Origin of the sequence: Nonomuraea sp. NPDC048882, from assembly GCF_040649755.1 — a bacterium.
Classification (GTDB): domain Bacteria; phylum Actinomycetota; class Actinomycetes; order Streptosporangiales; family Streptosporangiaceae; genus Nonomuraea; species Nonomuraea maheshkhaliensis.
The window spans coordinates 83121-98250 of record NZ_JBEZGB010000028.1 but is presented as its reverse complement, the minus strand read 5'-3'; the positions used below and the strand labels follow the sequence as shown (position 1 = coordinate 98250).

General features: G+C 67.5%; 17 protein-coding genes and 1 pseudogene. 14 read left to right on the top strand and 4 right to left on the bottom strand.

What is annotated here, in order from left to right:
- Nucleotides 1-251 precede the first annotated feature (251 nt).
- From AB0C27_RS51915 to AB0C27_RS51905, 3 genes are all read left to right on the top strand, one after another.
- Complete coding sequence (locus tag AB0C27_RS51915; protein WP_357861996.1) at nucleotides 252-650, top strand: hypothetical protein; 399 nt, start codon at nucleotides 252-254, stop codon at nucleotides 648-650.
- The gene (locus AB0C27_RS51910) at nucleotides 647-883 is read left to right on the top strand and encodes an alpha/beta hydrolase (RefSeq protein WP_357861994.1); all 237 of its coding nucleotides are present in this window, start codon (nucleotides 647-649) and stop codon (nucleotides 881-883) included. Before AB0C27_RS51915 ends, AB0C27_RS51910 begins: the two co-directional genes overlap by 4 nt.
- Before the next feature lie 624 nt (nucleotides 884-1507).
- A complete protein-coding gene (locus tag AB0C27_RS51905) occupies nucleotides 1508-2092 on the top strand; it encodes a hypothetical protein (RefSeq protein ID WP_357861993.1) in 585 nt (194 codons plus the stop codon).
- Here AB0C27_RS51905 and AB0C27_RS51900 read toward each other — a convergent pair.
- A complete protein-coding gene (locus AB0C27_RS51900; protein ID WP_357861991.1) occupies nucleotides 2064-2420 on the bottom strand; it encodes a hypothetical protein in 357 nt (118 codons plus the stop codon). The genes AB0C27_RS51905 and AB0C27_RS51900 overlap by 29 nt on opposite strands.
- Here AB0C27_RS51900 and AB0C27_RS51895 point away from each other — a divergent pair.
- The 3 genes from AB0C27_RS51895 to AB0C27_RS51885 all read left to right on the top strand — a co-directional run bounded on the left by AB0C27_RS51895 (nucleotide 2389) and on the right by AB0C27_RS51885 (nucleotide 4449).
- Nucleotides 2389-2961 carry a hypothetical protein gene (locus AB0C27_RS51895; RefSeq protein ID WP_357861989.1) on the top strand — a complete coding sequence of 191 codons (573 nt, stop codon included), beginning with the start codon at nucleotides 2389-2391 and terminating at the stop codon, nucleotides 2959-2961. The genes AB0C27_RS51900 and AB0C27_RS51895 overlap by 32 nt on opposite strands.
- A 54-nt stretch (nucleotides 2962-3015) precedes the next feature.
- Complete coding sequence (gene istB, locus AB0C27_RS51890) at nucleotides 3016-3804, top strand: IS21-like element helper ATPase IstB (protein ID WP_357861988.1); 789 nt, start codon at nucleotides 3016-3018, stop codon at nucleotides 3802-3804.
- Nucleotides 3805-3984: 180 nt separating this feature from the next.
- Nucleotides 3985-4449 (top strand): hypothetical protein, encoded by a 465-nt coding sequence (locus AB0C27_RS51885; protein WP_357861986.1) that lies wholly within the window; start codon nucleotides 3985-3987, stop codon nucleotides 4447-4449.
- Here the strand turns inward: AB0C27_RS51885 and AB0C27_RS51880 are convergent.
- On the bottom strand, nucleotides 4446-4967 hold the full coding sequence (locus AB0C27_RS51880) for a MarR family transcriptional regulator (RefSeq protein ID WP_357861984.1): 522 nt from the start codon (nucleotides 4965-4967) through the stop codon (nucleotides 4446-4448). The two genes, AB0C27_RS51885 and AB0C27_RS51880, sit on opposite strands and share 4 nt — an antisense overlap.
- A gap of 45 nt (nucleotides 4968-5012) precedes the next feature.
- Between AB0C27_RS51880 and AB0C27_RS51875 the strand changes: the two genes are divergently transcribed.
- The 4 genes from AB0C27_RS51875 (at nucleotide 5013) to AB0C27_RS51860 (ending at nucleotide 8175) form a co-directional block, all read left to right on the top strand.
- Entirely contained in the window at nucleotides 5013-5498 is a 486-nt protein-coding gene (locus tag AB0C27_RS51875) for a YceI family protein (protein ID WP_357861982.1), read from the top strand.
- Nucleotides 5499-5537: 39 nt separating this feature from the next.
- Nucleotides 5538-6305, top strand: coding sequence for a pirin family protein (locus tag AB0C27_RS51870; RefSeq protein ID WP_357861980.1), 768 nt, complete (start codon nucleotides 5538-5540; stop codon nucleotides 6303-6305).
- 379 nt (nucleotides 6306-6684) lie between these two features.
- Nucleotides 6685-7527: an alpha/beta hydrolase gene (locus AB0C27_RS51865; protein ID WP_357861978.1), complete on the top strand. Its 843-nt coding sequence runs from the start codon at nucleotides 6685-6687 to the stop codon at nucleotides 7525-7527.
- A 348-nt stretch (nucleotides 7528-7875) separates the two neighbouring features.
- Entirely contained in the window at nucleotides 7876-8175 is a 300-nt protein-coding gene (locus tag AB0C27_RS51860) for a GNAT family N-acetyltransferase (RefSeq protein ID WP_357861976.1), read from the top strand.
- Nucleotides 8176-8416: 241 nt separating this feature from the next.
- Here AB0C27_RS51860 and AB0C27_RS51855 read toward each other — a convergent pair whose 3' ends face one another.
- A complete protein-coding gene (locus tag AB0C27_RS51855; protein ID WP_357861974.1) occupies nucleotides 8417-9640 on the bottom strand; it encodes a low temperature requirement protein A in 1224 nt (407 codons plus the stop codon).
- A 280-nt stretch (nucleotides 9641-9920) separates the two neighbouring features.
- Complete coding sequence (locus AB0C27_RS51850) at nucleotides 9921-10853, bottom strand: DUF5996 family protein (RefSeq protein WP_357861972.1); 933 nt, start codon at nucleotides 10851-10853, stop codon at nucleotides 9921-9923.
- Between the two features lie 170 nt (nucleotides 10854-11023).
- Here AB0C27_RS51850 and AB0C27_RS51845 point away from each other — a divergent pair, with 170 nt between their 5' ends.
- The 4 genes and pseudogenes from AB0C27_RS51845 to AB0C27_RS51830 all read left to right on the top strand — a co-directional run.
- Complete coding sequence (locus AB0C27_RS51845; protein WP_357861970.1) at nucleotides 11024-11248, top strand: transposase; 225 nt, start codon at nucleotides 11024-11026, stop codon at nucleotides 11246-11248.
- An 800-nt stretch (nucleotides 11249-12048) separates the two neighbouring features.
- Nucleotides 12049-12201 (top strand): hypothetical protein, encoded by a 153-nt coding sequence (locus tag AB0C27_RS51840; RefSeq protein WP_357861968.1) that lies wholly within the window; start codon nucleotides 12049-12051, stop codon nucleotides 12199-12201.
- Nucleotides 12189-13439 (top strand): group II intron reverse transcriptase/maturase, encoded by a 1251-nt coding sequence (gene ltrA / locus AB0C27_RS51835; protein ID WP_357861966.1) that lies wholly within the window; start codon nucleotides 12189-12191, stop codon nucleotides 13437-13439. Before AB0C27_RS51840 ends, ltrA begins: the two co-directional genes overlap by 13 nt.
- A gap of 117 nt (nucleotides 13440-13556) precedes the next feature.
- Nucleotides 13557-14459: pseudogene (locus AB0C27_RS51830) on the top strand (IS3 family transposase); the annotation flags it as partial.
- Nucleotides 14460-15130 lie beyond the last annotated feature (671 nt).

Genomic DNA, 15130 nt, shown 5'->3' with positions numbered 1-15130 from the left:
GGGACGGGCGTGAGCGGCGCATGAGGAGGCGCTGCACGCGGTCGGCTACCGGGTCGCGCTCGATCCCGACGACGATCAGGTGCTGCGAGTGTGGCCGATCACGTGACCTGGTGAGTTCATCCGGCTGAAGGGTCGAGCTCAGCGGGGACGGCGGCGCTGGACGGGGTCGGCTTCGGTGGTGATACACGCGGAGGTCTCCTCACCCAGGCGGACGTATCTGGAGCTCCGTCGGACCCACGTCGTCTCCAAGGGTGGCGCCATTCAATACGTGCACTGGCCCACCCACCGCCCGGATCCTGCCCCGCCTGCTGACCGGCCGCACCTCGGGGCCGGTGTTCCTGGCCGACCGGCGCGCCCCTGCCTCCGGACGCCGAGCGCCGGCCACAGCCGACATCGACCCCACCACCGGCCGGGGGCGGCTGTCCTACCCTCGCGCCGAGTACCTGTTCAAGACCGCCTCCGCCGAACTCGACCCGCACCGCCAGAGCTGGACCCTGCATCAGCTCCGGCACTCGGCGCTGCAGCATCTCGCGCAAGCCGGACGCACCGCACCCAAGCTTCAGGCCAAGAGAGCCGCCACCAGCATCTGGCGAGCCTTGGCCGCTATGCGCGGCCCACGAGAGGGGGACGTGACATGTGCCGTTCCTTGAGCAGCGACGCCGCCTACCTGCGCAGCGTCCTGGACTCCGTGCAAGGGCCCGTGGTCCTGATCGGCCACTCCTACGGCGGCTCGGTCATCACCCAGGCCGCCGCTGGCGATCCCGACGTCAAGGCCCTGGTCTACATCGCCGCGTTCATCCCCGACGCAGGCGAGAGCGCGGGCGAGCTGGCCGCCAAGTTCCCCGGCAGCACCCTGGCCGAGACCCTCAACACCGCCTTCTAACCCCTGCCCGGTGGCCGCACCGGCACCGAGCTGACCATCAAGCAGGACAAGTTCCGCAAAGCAGTTCGCCGCCGACGTGCCCGCCACCACCGCCGCGATCATGGCCGCCACCCAGCGGCCGGTCTCCATCCTGGCCCTGGAGGAGAAGGCCGCCAAGGCCGCCTGGAAGGACATCCGCTCCTACGCTCTGATCGCCGGACAGGACTACAACATCCCGCCCAAGGCCCCAGCAGTGGATGGCCGAACGCGCCGGCGCCCGCACCGTCACCGTGGAAGACGCCTCCCACGCGGTCTCCATCTCCGAACCCGCCGCGGTCACCGACCTCATCAAGCGCGCGGCCCGCGACACCCGCTGAGCCACCATGGGCCACGACCAACGACAGCCCGCACTCGGTGACCGAAGGCGGGCAGTCAACATAGATCACGACAGGCTCGGCGGTGACCGCGACACGCTCGAACTCCACCTCGGCGCCCAACGCCGGGTGCGCCAACGCGGGGATCTGCCGCGTTCAAGGCGTCGCGTGTCGGCGTACGGGGCCAGGTGCAAGGTCAGGTACGGGTAAACGTACAGAGGTGAGCGGCGTGTCTGCGGCTGGGGTGGGCGGCGTTGAGGGAACCTGCCAGATGATGTCGATCATCTTGGCGGGGGCGGGCGATGGTGCTGGAGGCCGAGCGGTGGCTGGAGCTGCGCCGGTTCCGGGTGCTGCGGGAGTCCGGGGCGAGCATCTCGGAGATCGCCCGGGAGACCGGACTGAACTGGCGCACGGTCGCAAGTACCTGGAGCATGAGGGCCCGGTGGCGCCTCCGGTGGCGGCGAGGCGGCCGAGCCGGCGCAACCAGGTGATCGACGCGTATGCGCCGGTGGTCGATGCGTGGTTGCGGGCCGAGTTGCTGTTGAAGGGCACGGTGATCCACGAGCAGCTGGTTGAGGAGTACGGCTTCACCGGCAACTATCAGCGGGTCAAGCTCTATCTGCAGCAGGCGCGGCCACGCATCGCTGCGGAGTTGGGCTATAGCCCCAAGGAGCTGGCGCGGCTGCACCGCCGCTTCGAGGTGGTGCCCGGTGCCCAGGCCCAGGTCGACTGGGGCGATGAGGGCGCCATCCTCGCCCATGTCGGGATCGCCAAGGTCTACTCCTTCCACATGGTGCTGTCGTACTCGCGCGATCCGTTTTGCTGCTTCACCACCAGCCAGGATCTGGCCACCTGAGGAACGCGTGGTCGAGCTCGTCCAGCGAGGCGAACGAGCGGCCGGCCAGCACATGGTCGCGCACGATGGACACCTGACGCTCCACTCGGCCCTTGCCGGTGGGCCGGTAGGCGGCCAGCACGTCGATGCCGAAGTCGTAATGCCCGGCAAATGCCACCGCTTCGGGGTGCAGCGGCACCGCCTTGCCCGGCGCCACGTGCCGGCGCACCACCGTTTTGGTGCGGTCATAGACGATCGAGCCAGGCACGCCGCCGAAATGCTCGAACGCCCGCCGATGGCAGGCCCAGAAGGCCTGGGTGCCGCTGCGCCGCCGCCTGACCCATCGCACCCACGGCGAGGTGATCGGGGTGCGGGCCCGCCGCGACCACGCCGCGCTGCGCCCGATCCCGTCGCGGCCCTACATCGTGGCCAACCGGTATCTGCGCCATGTCGGCAAGGATTGCCTGGTCGCCTTCGAGGCCAACCTGTATTCGGTTCCGGCCACCAAGGTGACAGCCCGGCAACTGGTGGAGGTGCGCGCCTCCTCGGCCACCGTCAGCCTGCACACCACGGTGCCCGACGAGCACGGCATCACGCTACTGGCCGTGCACCCACGCGCGATCGGCCGCGGCGCCCGGGTGGTTGATCCTGAGCACTGGCGCGCCCTGCCCGACGGGCACACCCGCGCCACCACGACCAGCGGCGAAACCGATCCGACGCCAGCATCCAGATCGGCATCGGCGGATGAGCTGGCAGCACGCCGAACCACCCCCGAACCGACCGGAGCGCTGCGCTTCCTGCTCAGCCGGGCCGACGCCGCCAACGTCAAGGTCGGCCGCCGGCCGCTGTCGGTCTATGACCAGATCACCGGCACCGGCCCGTTCTCCTGATCGCGCCCCACCGCCACGAGCCAACCTTCCGCGAGCCGCAAGGGATATCTGACGTTGAGTGAGCTGGTCACCGCCCGCATCCGCGCCACCGCCACCGCCACCAAACTGGGCCTGCCGCACCTAGCCGAGCAGCTGAACGACCACGTCGGCCGCGCCGATGCCGCCCAGCTCGGCTACCTGGACTTCCTGGACTTCCTGGACCTGGTACTGGAAGAAGAACACGCCGTCCGCGAGGAACGCCGCATCCGGCACGCCCTGCGCATCTCCAAGATGCCCCACCACAAGACGCTCGACGACTACGACTTCTCCTACCAACCGGAGCTGGACGCCCGCAAGGTGCGTGACCTGGCCAGCCTGGCCTTCGCCGAGGCCAAGGCCAACGCCGCCCTGCTCGGCCCGCCTGGGGTGGGCAAGACACACATCGCCGTCGCGCTGGCCGTCGCCGCCTGCCGAGCCGGCTTCAGCGTCTACTTCACCACCCTGGATGACATGGTCCGCCAGCTCAAGGCCGCCGACACCATCGGCCGGCTCGCCTCCAAACTGCGCGCCTACCTGCGCCCGCACGTCCTGGTCCTGGACGAGGTCGGCTACCTGCCCCTGGCCCGCGACGAGGCCAACCTGGTCTTCCAGATGATCTCAAAGAGGTATGAAAAGGGCTCGATCTTGCTGACCAGCAACAAAGCCTTCAGCGAATGGGGCCAGGTCTTCGGCGACGAGGTCCTGGCCACCGCCATCCTCGACCGGCTGCTGCACCACTGCGAAGTCATCGCGATCAACGGCCCCAGCTACCGGCTCAAGAACCGGCTGGCCGCAGTCGCCACCGACATCGCCGCCACCGGCTGACCAGGCAAACTCTGGCCCCAACTTGCCCGGCATACTACGATGCTCCAGCCCTGCATCACATCCGACCAGAGGACAGGACCCGGCGCCTTGAACGCCCATCACGAACGCCTCCGCGCCCGGTTCCGGAACGCTCCGCTCCAACCACCACCCGCCCCATGGCGGCCCTTGCCACCCTTACCGGTGGGCGGCCTGACCGGCGTCGGGTTCGGCCCGCACCCCGAATCAGGCGAAGACCTCATCCTCGTGACATCTCACCAGGGACGTGGCCTCGTCAACTGCGTCACCGGCCAGCGCATAGCGCGCGACCGCGATCCAGACCCGGCCTGGCCAAACGACTACACCCTCACCTGCCAAGGAATAGGCCCCCTCGCAGGCACCGCCATTCCCATTTCCGGACTCCTGGGCGGCGGCCTGCACACAACTACCCCCAACGGATGGTCCCTCGACGTGGTCACGCCCGACTGGCCCAACGAAAGCGTCCTGCTGTCCGAAAAGGGCGATCCCTACCACGACGAAACCGGATCAACCTGGTGGCACATCCACCGCGAAGAAAGCTGCGAGATCCGCGCAGCAGGCTTCTCGCCGACTGGCCACACCCTGGCCGTCGCTTCCAGCTGCGCACTCACCCTCTTCGCCTACCCCTAATCTCCTCTGCACGAATACTCGTACGCACCTCTGCACGCCGATGAGTACGCCGACATCGCGTCCCGCTCCAACTGGGTGAGCACCTTGTCGGTGATGGCGGCGAGGCTGTCGAGCTCCTCTTCGGAGAGCGAGTCGAAGACGAGTCTGCGCACGGTGCCCACGTGAGCCGGTGCCGCCTGCTCGATGGTCGCACGCCCTGCCGGTGTCAGCACGATGAAGGCGCCGCGCCCGTCGTCGGAGCACTCCTCGCGCTCGACGAGTCCGCGGCTCGCCATACGGGTGACATGGTGCGACAGCCTGCTGCGCTCCCACTGCAGGGCGCGGGCGAGGTCGGAGACCCGCATGCGGCCCTCGGCCGTGTCAGTGAGCCGGACCAGCACGTCGTAGTCCTGCAGGGACAGACCGGCGTCTGCCTGCAGCTCACGGTGGAGGGCCGCCGGCAGCCGCGCGTTCAACGCCAACCACCTGCGCCAGACATGCTGCTGCTGCTCGGTCAGCCACGGGCTCGCTGCGTCCATGGACAGAAGCCTACCCGGGAATAGTTGACACATCACCTAGGTTGGATGCGTCAAGTACAGTACGTGACGCGTCACCTAAATGGGGTTCGCCCACTTGACCAGAAGGAACAGAGCCATGACCACCGCCCACGCCGTCCCCCCGCGCTGGCCGACCTGTCCGGCGTCTACGTCATCGACGCGGCGCACACCCGGATCGGGTTCGTCGCCCGGCACGCGATGGTGACCAAGGTCCGCGGCTCGTTCAACGAGTTCGAGGGCCGCTTCACCGCCGACGGCGCCGACCCGAGCCGGTCCAGCGCGAACGTCACCATCCAGGCCGCCAGCATCAACACCCGCAACGAGCAGCGGGACGCGCACCTGCGCAGCAACGACTTCCTCGCCATGGACGAGCACCCGCAGATCACGTTTTTCACCACCGGCGTGCGCCGGACCGGCGAGACGAGCCTGGAGCTGACCGGTGACCTGTCCATCAGGGGCGTGACCAACTCGATCACCATCCCGTTCGAGGTCTCGGCGATCAAGACCGCCTGAAACGCACCCGGTTCACCACCCATAGAGAGGTCAGGCACCATGAGCGACATCATCCTTCCGGACGGCGTGGACATTCGCCGCGCCGCGGAGCGCTTCACGAGCGACTTCGGCTGGCTGGACTCCAAACACTCGTTCTCCTTCGGCCAGCACTACGACCACCGCAACACTCACCACGGGCTGCTGCTGGTCAACAACGACGACGTCGTCGACGCCGGCACCGGTTTCGACACCCACCCGCACCGGGACATGGAGATCGTCACCTGGGTTCTGGAGGGCTCGCTGGTCCACCAGGACTCCACCGGCCACAACGGCGTGATCTATCCCGGCCTGGCGCAGCGGATGAGCGCCGGCCGCGGCATCCTGCACTCGGAGAAGAACGACTCCTGGCGACTCGGCGGGGAAGCCCACCGCGACCCGGTGCACTTCATCCAGATGTGGGTCGTACCGGATGAGAACAACATCACACCCGGCTACGAACAACTGGAGATCGAGCACGAACTGCTCTCCGGCGGCCTGGTCCCGGTCGCCTCGGGCATGAGCAAGCACGACGGCGAAGCGGCGATCCGCATCAGGAACAAGTACGCCGCCCTGTACGCCGCCCGGCTCCAGCCCGGTCAGGCCGTCCAACTCCCCGAGGCCCCTTACCTGCACCTGTTCGTCGCGCGCGGCGCCGTCAGCCTGGAGGGGGCGGGGGAGCTGGTGACCGGCGACGCGGCCCGGTTCACCGCCATCGGCGGCCAGCGGGTGATCGCCACGGAGCCGGCCGAGATCCTGGTGTGGGAGATGCACGCCACCATCGCGGCCTGAGCCGGCACCCACACCGACAGCATCACCAGGGAGAACGGTGTCCAACACCCGACGAGACGCCGCCTGGGCCGAGCGGCCCTCAATGCCCCGGCGACAGCTCATCCCAAGAAGCGTGCGCAGGCCTGGCGGTGAGCCAGGGCGGTGACGGTCGGGCGGAGAATCTGGCCTGAAAAATTACTTGGGAGGATGGCGTTCGGAGAATCGTTCCCGCTGGCGCCGGGCATGCCGAGCACGGGACCGTCGGCAGCGCACAGCCGATCCCCGGCGCGGCGTCAACGTGACCCGAATCTCGCTTTCGCGGAGAAGGCCCGGCATAGACGGTCAACACCGTCCAATCGCGAGAACGAGAGTTCTCTGGATCCAAAAAAGGAGCGGCTTCATGGGCTACATGAGGGTCGGTACCGAGAACAGCACCACCATCGAGCTGTACTACGAGGACCAGGGATCCGGCCAGCCGGTCGTCCTGATCCACGGCTATCCCTTGAACGGGCACAGCTGGGAACTCCAGACTCGCGAGCTGCTCGCCGCCGGTTATCGGGTCGTCACCTACGACCGCCGCGGCTTCGGCCAGTCCAGTAAGGTCGGCAGCGGCTACGACTACGACACATTCGCCGCCGACCTGAACACCCTCCTGGAGACGCTGGACCTGCGCGGCGTCATCCTCGTCGGGTTCTCTATGGGCACCGGCGAGCTTGCTCGCTACGTGAAGACCCACGGTCACGAACGGGTCGCCAAGCTGGCGTTCCTGGCGTCGCTGGAGCCGTACCTGGTTGCGGCCGACGATAACCCGAGCGGAGTGCCGCAGTCGGTGTTCGACGGTATCGCCGAGGCCGCACGGACCGACCGCTACGCCTGGTTCACCCAATTCTACAAGGACTTCTACAACCTGGATGAGAACCTGGGCAGCAGAATCAGCCAGGAGGTCGTCACTGCCAACTGGAACACCGCCACCATCTCCGCCCCTGTCGCAGCCTACGCGGTGGTGTCCGCCTGGATCGAGGACTTCCGCGAGGACGTGGCCGCAGTCCGCGCGGCGGGCAAGCCGTCACTGATCTTGCACGGCACCAAGGACAACATCCTCCCGATCGACTCCACTGGACGCCCCTTCCACGAGGCGTTCCCGGAGGCGGAGTACGTCGAGATCCAGGGCGCGCCGCACGGTCTGCTGTGGACGCACGCCGCCGAGGTCAACGAGGCGCTGCTGGCCTTCGTCGGCAAATGACCCGGATGAACCGGGAGCGCGGCAGGCTTGGCTGCACCAGCGACAGCTCGGTTCCGAACAGGTCATCAAACCCGGCCAGCTCAACCTGATGCGTCCGCGACGCCCAGCTGGGCGGGGAGACGGCCCAGCGGATCGCTGTCCTGCCCGCCTGGCGTCACGCCGCCCTGTTCAGCGCCAAGGAGTTGGCCGCGCTGCCCCGCTCCAAGCCCATCACCACCCTGCCCGACGCCCGGACGCGGGTTGGCGCCGGTCGCTCACGGCGCCAACCCGGTCCCAGACCGAACCATGGAACGAAGCTCCACCGTCAACCTACCTGTGCTTCATCACCCGACCCTCGGAGACCGCCACATGATCATCGTGACCGACAATCACACCGCCAACCGATTCGAGGCCCACGACGGCGAGACGCTCGCGGGGTTCGCCGCCTACATTCGCACGGCGGAGCTTGTCGCCTTCGTCCACACCGAGGTCGATCCGGCCTATGAAGGACGAGGTGTGGGTTCCATGCTGGCGCGCGAAGGCGTCGAATCCGTCCGGGCGGAGGGCCTGCGGGTGCTCGCGGTCTGTCCCTTCATCGCGGGGTGGCTGACCCGGCACCCCGAGTACGCGCACCTGGAGTACCGGGCGGCCAGCAAGGTCACGGACTGAATCCCAGGCCATGCGAAAGGGACGACCCATGGACCGTCTGGCCGAAGACACGTTCCCGCCGCTGGGAGCGAAGGCCTACCACGGCGCGCGACTGACAGGACGCTGACCCATCGAGCATCCTCTCGGCATGAGCGTGATCGCGATGCTTGCTGGGACTCGTCAGGCGCGTGCGGCTGTGGCGATGCCGCCGTCCTCCGCCGCGGCAATGAGGTGTGCCAGTCGATGGAGATCGAGCACCATGTCACCGTGCCTCCGGTGGAGGGTGGGGTACCCCGTCACGGTGCGTGGCCACAAGAGCTGCTGTCAGCGTGGCCGCAGCGGCGATGCCGATGGACAGAATCACCCCGCCGACGCCCAGGACGGGGGTGGCCAAGGCCAGCACCAGCACGATGACTGCCCCGGTAACCATCAGGCTCGGATGTGCCAGGCCGGTGTGTGTCAGTCGGCGCAGCCAGCACATGACCAGGAGGAACCCGGCCAGGGGAACCGCCACGGCGAACGTCGCCGTCGTCGCGGCCACGTGGGCGCGATGCACGGCCACGTCAACGGCGACCTGTAGGCCTGCGCCGAGTGCGGCGACCGCGGCGAACAGCAGGTAATGGGCGTAACCCCAGAGCAATGCGATACGCGGCGTGCTCAGGGCGGCGTCCGGACCCATGAAGTAGATCCACCACATTGTCAACACCAGGATGAGGCCGCCGGCGGCTATCAGCAGCATTTGCCCGGAAACGCCGTGTTCGGACAATGTGGATTGGATGCTGGCAAGGCTAGCGAAGATGACCTCGCCGAGGACGATGATGGTGAACAGCCCGTAGCGTTCAGAAATGTGGCCAGGGTGCCACGACGTGGCCGTGCCCCGGAACTCGGCCCACATCGGCACCAGTAGTTCGGCGACCACGAGCACCGCGAACCCCGTGTAGTCCCATGGATGCGGCAGCGCCAACCGAACAAGCCAGCCTGCCTGGACCACCATGATGCCAACGGCATACCGGATCCCCGCCGGGCGGCCGGTGGCATCTTGCCGAGCTACCCGCAGCCACTGGGCGACCAGCGCCACGCGCATCACCACATAACCAATAGTGATCACGGTGAAGTCATAGGAGGTGGCCGCGGCGGGCACCCCGGCCGCCAGTACCAGAGCACCCGCCATCTGGAGCAGAGTCAGCAGCCGATAGGCAACGTCATCGGTGTCGTAGGCCGAGGCGAACCAGGTGAAGTTCATCCACGCCCACCAGATCGTGAAGAAAACCATCGCATAGCCCAACAGCCCGACGCCGAGGTGGGCTTCGGTCACGTGGTGGTGCAACTGGGCGGCCGCCTGCGCCACCGCGACCACGAAACAGAGGTCGAACAGCAGCTCTAGCGGGGTAGCAGCGCGGTGTGCCTCGCGCGGATCCCGCGCCCGCATCGTGCGGAGCCATCGCCTGGCCCGAGTCGGGTTCGCCGACCGCCGATCGCGCGTCATCCGTTCCCCTTACGATCGTCAGAGTCGGAGGCCGCGTACCCGGTCCGCCTGACCGGTGTCGATTCGGACGGCCATCCCGCCGACGACGGTGAACATCGAGGCGGTGCCCATGTGTCGTCATGGTAGTCCGCGACCAGGGACCGTCCGTCGTCGGACTGGGAGAGGACGTCCATGCGACCGTGCGAGGTGGGCGTTGCCCCTTTCGCCGAGAGGCGACCTGCGCACCGGTACGCACGCGTTGAGCGCCCGCCCTCCCTGGAGGGCGGGCGCTCTCGTGTGTTCAGGCCTTCGCGTCATGCGGGTCCGTGACGCCCCCCGGACAGGCCAGCGCGTGCACATCGAGCCCCGTCAGCCGGGCACCCGCCTGATAGGCGCTGTCAAGGAACTCCAGCACGGCGGCGACCGGATTACCCATCGCGCGGACATCGTCGTACCGGAGTACCGCCAGGTGGCTGCCGCGCGCGGCGATCCACTCGGCCTGTTCGGGACGGAGCGGCTCCCGCTCCAGCCCCTCGGGTTCCGGCGCGGTGTAGGAGTAGAACGCAGGCCACGGCCGCTCCTCGTCGCCGAACCAGAACCCTGAGCTGATGACCTCCCAGCTGTACGCCTCGCGCGTCACCGGATCGGTCTCCGGCGATATGGGCGCGGCGCGCCCGGTGTACCGGGTGACGGCAATGTCGAACGTGTGCCAGAAGTGGTGCACGGGGCTGATCTTGCCGGAGAAGTCCGCCGCGAACCGGTCGAGGAGCTGCGCCACCTGGGACAGGATCCGCCAGTACCGGTTGATGAGCACCGGGTCGTAGCGCGCGTGCAGGGTGTCCTCGGCGAACGGCGTGTCGTCGCTCAGGTCGAACGGCACCGCCCAGATCTCCGGCCGGATCCCCAGCCCCGCCAGCGTCTCGAACAGCCGCTCGTGGAACGACGCCACCGACCGGCCGATCAGGCTGAACCCCGCACTGCGGCCGTCCAGCACGTCCACCACCAGGCGGTGGCGTACGAGGTCGAAGTCGATACTGAACAGCGGCTGCTCACCCAGCCCACCCATCGGCCGGGTGGTCAGCCCGCGCCCGATCAGATGAAAGGGCACGTGCCACCAGTGGTTGCGCCGGTTGCTCACCGACAGCCGGATCTTGCCGACAATCTGCGTGAACCGGTGAAAGGTCTCCTTGGCCTCGGCCCACTCCGCGAGCGGCATGGCAGGGAAGAGCTCCATGACCACATCGTAGCTACCTTGTGTAATCGAACGGTCTCCAAAGGTCGCGCGCGGAGAAGACGGCCACCCCGTGGTCGTGCGCGAGCGAGCGCAGGAGGGCACTTCCCCCTGGTTGGTGGACACGCTGATACTGGATCTTGCTTGATCCGGAGGAAGCGAGAAGACCGTCGATGGCGTTGAAGGACTACTCGGATGAGTTCAAGGCCGATGCCGTGGCCTTGTACGAGTCCACTCCAGGCGCGACCTATAAAGGCATCGCCGCTGATCTGGGCGTGAGCCGGGGCAGCCTGCGCATGTGGGTGCTGCGGGCGCGCGCTCTGCGCGGTGAGGAGCCGACCAGGCCGCCGACCGGCCCGGATACCGGCCGCACCCGGCACTTCGCCGGGGCCGGATGATGAAGCCACGCAGCGGATCCGGCAGCTGGAAGAGCGTGTGCGGGGGCTGGAAGCCAGCGAGAAGAAGCTCACCACCGAGCGCGACATTCTCCGTAAGGCGGCCAAGTATTTCGCCGGGGAGACGTGCGCCGTGAGGCGTTGATGGTCCGTACGAGGGTGGAAGACCTTCGTCGTCCGTCTTGTCGTGGCAGGGCGGGGAAGCTGAGGGCAGCCTGGTCCGGGTGATGCCGGGGAGGGCGGCAAGCGGCCCTGACAAAGCCGGGACGTGCCAGTACTGCCAGATGGTGCGGGCCCGGCGAGCAAGGCGGAAAGGAGTACGCGAGGAACCGTCGTCATTACGTCCCTCAACGCGAGACCGGCTCGAATCTGGTGGATAGGGGCCGGGAGCGGTGCGTACCCGCCACCCGAGCGGTGGCCGGGGAACTCCTGGGAGGGTTTGTCTCTGCCGTCCGGGGAGGCCATGAGGAAGGCCCACGGCGTACTCATGGCGAGGCCGCAGGGATGCAGGCGGGCTCCTCCTTCGCCGAGCGGATCACAGCGAACACGGGAACCACCCGGACTCGCCTCCCCGGCAACGATGGCCAGCCAGGCCATGGACGGGGATAGGCGCATCGACCGCCAAACGGGCCGGGTGGGGCGGAGCCGCTGTAGCACTTCGAGGCCGGGAAAGCCGGCCACCTGGGGAAGGCGGCAGTGGAAGCGAGGAGACGTTGGAGGCTGTAATGCCGAAAGATGCGCCCCCGAATGGGAGCGCCTGGCCTGGTCAGGTCCCGTTGGGGCCTGGTCGGCGGGTATCGGAGATGCAGGCCAAGCTTCACCGTTGGGCGGCGGCCGATCCTGGCCGCCGGTTCGAGGACTTGTTCAATTTCGTGCATGACCCGGCGACGCTGTTGATGGCGTTCGACCGGGTGGCGGGCAACCGGGGCGGCCGGACGCGGGCGTGGACGGCGTGACCGCCGCCGACGTCGAGGAGCGGATCGGCGTCCCGGGCTTCCTGGACGACCTGCGCACTCAGCTCAGAACGGGTGCGTTCCGGCCGTTGCCGGTGCGGGAGAGACTGATACCCAAGCCGGGCGGAACCGGGAAGGTGCGGCGTCTCGGCATTCCCGTGATCGCCGACCGGGTCGTTCAGGCCGCGCTCAAATTGGTGTTGGAGCCCATCTTCGAGGCCGACTTTCTGCCGGTCTCCTATGGGTTTCGGCCCCGGCGACGGGCTCAGGATGCGATTGCCGAGATCCAGCACATGGGCACCCACGGCTACCGCTGGGTGCTGGATGCGGATATCGCGGCGTGTTTCGACGAGATCGATCACGTCGCGCTGATGGACCGTGTCCGCGACCGGATCAAGGACAAGAAGGTCCTGGCTCTGATCAAGGCGTTCCTCAAGGCCGGGATCATGACCGAGCTCGGCGAGCGCGAGGACACGCCTGCCGGGACACCGCAGGGCGGGATCATCTCTCCGTTGCTGGCCAACATCGCGCTATCGGTGCTCGATGAGCATCTGCACGGGCAGTGGCGGCCGGGTGGGGCGTTCTCCTCTTCGAGACGGAGACAGACTCTGCGCGCCAAAGGGGCCGCGACCTGGCGCATCGTCCGCTACGCGGACGACTTCGCCGTCCTGGTCAACGGCTCCGAAGAGCACGTCTGCGAGTTGCGCGAACAGATCGCTCAGGTACTGGCCACGATGGGATTACGGCTGTCTGCGGCCAAGACCCAGGTCGTGCATATGAGCGAGGGGTTCGACTTCCTGGGGTTTCACATCCAGTGGCGCCGCAAGCGGGGCACGAACACCTGGCACGTCTACACCTTCATCGCCAAGGACCCGATCCGGCGGCTGAAGGCGAAGATCCGTGCGCTGACCCGCAAGACCTCACCGTTGAACCTGGACGCCCTGCTGGCCCAGCTGAACCGGGTCATGGGCGGATGGGCGTTCTACTTCCAGCATGCGATCGCCAAGCGCGTGTTCGCCAACCTGGACGCCTTCACCTGGTGGAGGGTGGCCCGGTTGTTGCGCCAGCGGCATCGCTGGAGCTGGAAGGAGTTCCGCCGACGGCACACCATCCCCACCGGGCGGTGGCTGCCGTTCACGGCGAACGGAGTCACCTGGCGCGGTATCGAGAAGATCCCGGTCACCCGGTATCGCTATCGCGGCGCCAAGATCCCCAGCCCATGGGTCCAACCAGCCCGATAGACGGCAGCATCCGTGGAGAGCCCGGTACTCGGAGACGGGTACGCCGGGTTCGGAAGGCGGTCCGGAGAAACGGACCGGTCGCAAGACCGGCACCGCGCTCCGGACCGACCTTACGCACTGGTGAACCGCTTCCAGTTCGTTGACGACCACCGGGACACCTTCGGGGTGAAGCGGTTGTGCCAGGTGATCGGCCTCAATCGGGCCAGCTACTACAAGTGGCGCGCGGCCGCCGGCCGCCGAGCTGCGCGCCAGGCCGCCGATATGGCCCTGGCGGCGCAGATCTGCGGGGTGCATGCCGAGTTCGACGGCACTTACGGCTCTCCGCGCATCACCGCTGAACTCCGCGGTCAGGGGATGGTGATCAACACCAAACGCGTTGCGCGGGTAATGCGGGCCTTCGCCATCGCCGGCACCCACCTGCGCCGGCGCGTGCGCACCACCGTTCCCGAGCCGGCCGCCACCCCGGTGCCGGACCTGTTCACCCGCGACTTCACCGCTGCCGAGCCAGGCCGCAAGTACATGGGCGACATCACCCACCTGCCGCTCGGCGACGGGACCTTCCTCTACCTGGCCACCGTGCTGGACTGTTTCAGCCGTCGGGTGGTGGGCTGGTCGATCGCCGATCACATGCGCACCGACCTGGTCGCCGACGCCCTGACGATGGCCGCGGCAGCCCGGGGCGGCCTGGCCGGCTCACTGTTTCACAGCGACCACGGGGCGCAGTACACCTCCACGGACTACGCCACCCTGTGCCACCGGCTGGGCGTCACCCAGTCCATGGGCGCCGTCGGCACCAGCGCCGACAACGCCGCCTGCGAAAGCTTCCACGCCTCCCTCAAACGCGAGACGCTCCAAGGCGCACCCCACTACGGCGACGCCACCACCTGCCGACGCACGGTGTTTCGATGGCTGACCCGCTACAACACCCGCAGAAGACATTCAGCCAACGGGCACCTCAGCCCCATCGCCTACGAACAGCTACATCATCAAAGATCGACTAGCCTGACCCTGGCTGCATGACACCCACCGCGTGTCCACTTTCTTGGGGAAAGGCCCGACGACTTCGGAAACCGACGCAGACACTAATGGTCTTGATCTTTGCTCTCGGCTTTCGGGACCGTTTAGGGCCGCTCAAGTCGTTTGGGCAACCGCTCGGGATCTGCAAGCCCGCCAGTGGTTGCTGGTTGGCGCATGCATCGATGCTTCGAGCCATGCAAGATGGACAGCCGCCACGTCGACCGCGCGTGAACTCGGCCGAAGGGGGCTTGATCACCGCTTGGACGGGTCTGTGGCCAAGCCGGGCGTGTCCCGCCCAGCAACCCGTCCACTGCGCCCTTCGGTTGGGTGTCGCTCGGGTCTGGCTTGATGATCCGGTCTCAGGCGTCCAACGCCCGGCGGCGCAAATCGGCTCATTTCGATCACGCCATCGGCCCGCCGATGTGCCGGACGCGTGCCGAAGAGCATGTGACGAGCAAGAACTCGGCCATCTTCGCCTCGCAGAAGAGGGCCGAGAATCGAGAAAGTGCAGGTCGGACGGGGTATGGAGTGGTAGGGCGCCCGGGGCTCGAACCCGGAACCTACGGATTAAAAGTCGCAGTTCTCAATGTCGCCCACTATCGGATCGTGTCTTATTGTGTCACGGTGTCATCGGTTGTCCTTGCTCGAAATGCTCAGGAATGCCGACCGGTGTT

Excerpts from the sequence above, each read along its gene's own strand:
- AB0C27_RS51905 (WP_357861993.1), top strand. The coding sequence starts at position 1,508 with ATGATGTCGATCATCTTGGCGGGGGCGGGCGATGGTGCTGGAGGCCGA.
- AB0C27_RS51880 (WP_357861984.1), bottom strand. The coding sequence starts at position 4,967 with ATGGACGCAGCGAGCCCGTGGCTGACCGAGCAGCAGCAGCATGTCTGG.
- AB0C27_RS51875 (WP_357861982.1), top strand. The coding sequence starts at position 5,013 with ATGCGTCAAGTACAGTACGTGACGCGTCACCTAAATGGGGTTCGCCCA.
- AB0C27_RS51870 (WP_357861980.1), top strand. The coding sequence starts at position 5,538 with ATGAGCGACATCATCCTTCCGGACGGCGTGGACATTCGCCGCGCCGCG.
- AB0C27_RS51865 (WP_357861978.1), top strand. The coding sequence starts at position 6,685 with ATGGGCTACATGAGGGTCGGTACCGAGAACAGCACCACCATCGAGCTG.
- AB0C27_RS51860 (WP_357861976.1), top strand. The coding sequence starts at position 7,876 with ATGATCATCGTGACCGACAATCACACCGCCAACCGATTCGAGGCCCAC.
- AB0C27_RS51855 (WP_357861974.1), bottom strand. The coding sequence starts at position 9,640 with ATGACGCGCGATCGGCGGTCGGCGAACCCGACTCGGGCCAGGCGATGG.
- AB0C27_RS51850 (WP_357861972.1), bottom strand. The coding sequence starts at position 10,853 with ATGGAGCTCTTCCCTGCCATGCCGCTCGCGGAGTGGGCCGAGGCCAAG.
- AB0C27_RS51845 (WP_357861970.1), top strand. The coding sequence starts at position 11,024 with ATGGCGTTGAAGGACTACTCGGATGAGTTCAAGGCCGATGCCGTGGCC.
- AB0C27_RS51840 (WP_357861968.1), top strand. The coding sequence starts at position 12,049 with ATGCAGGCCAAGCTTCACCGTTGGGCGGCGGCCGATCCTGGCCGCCGG.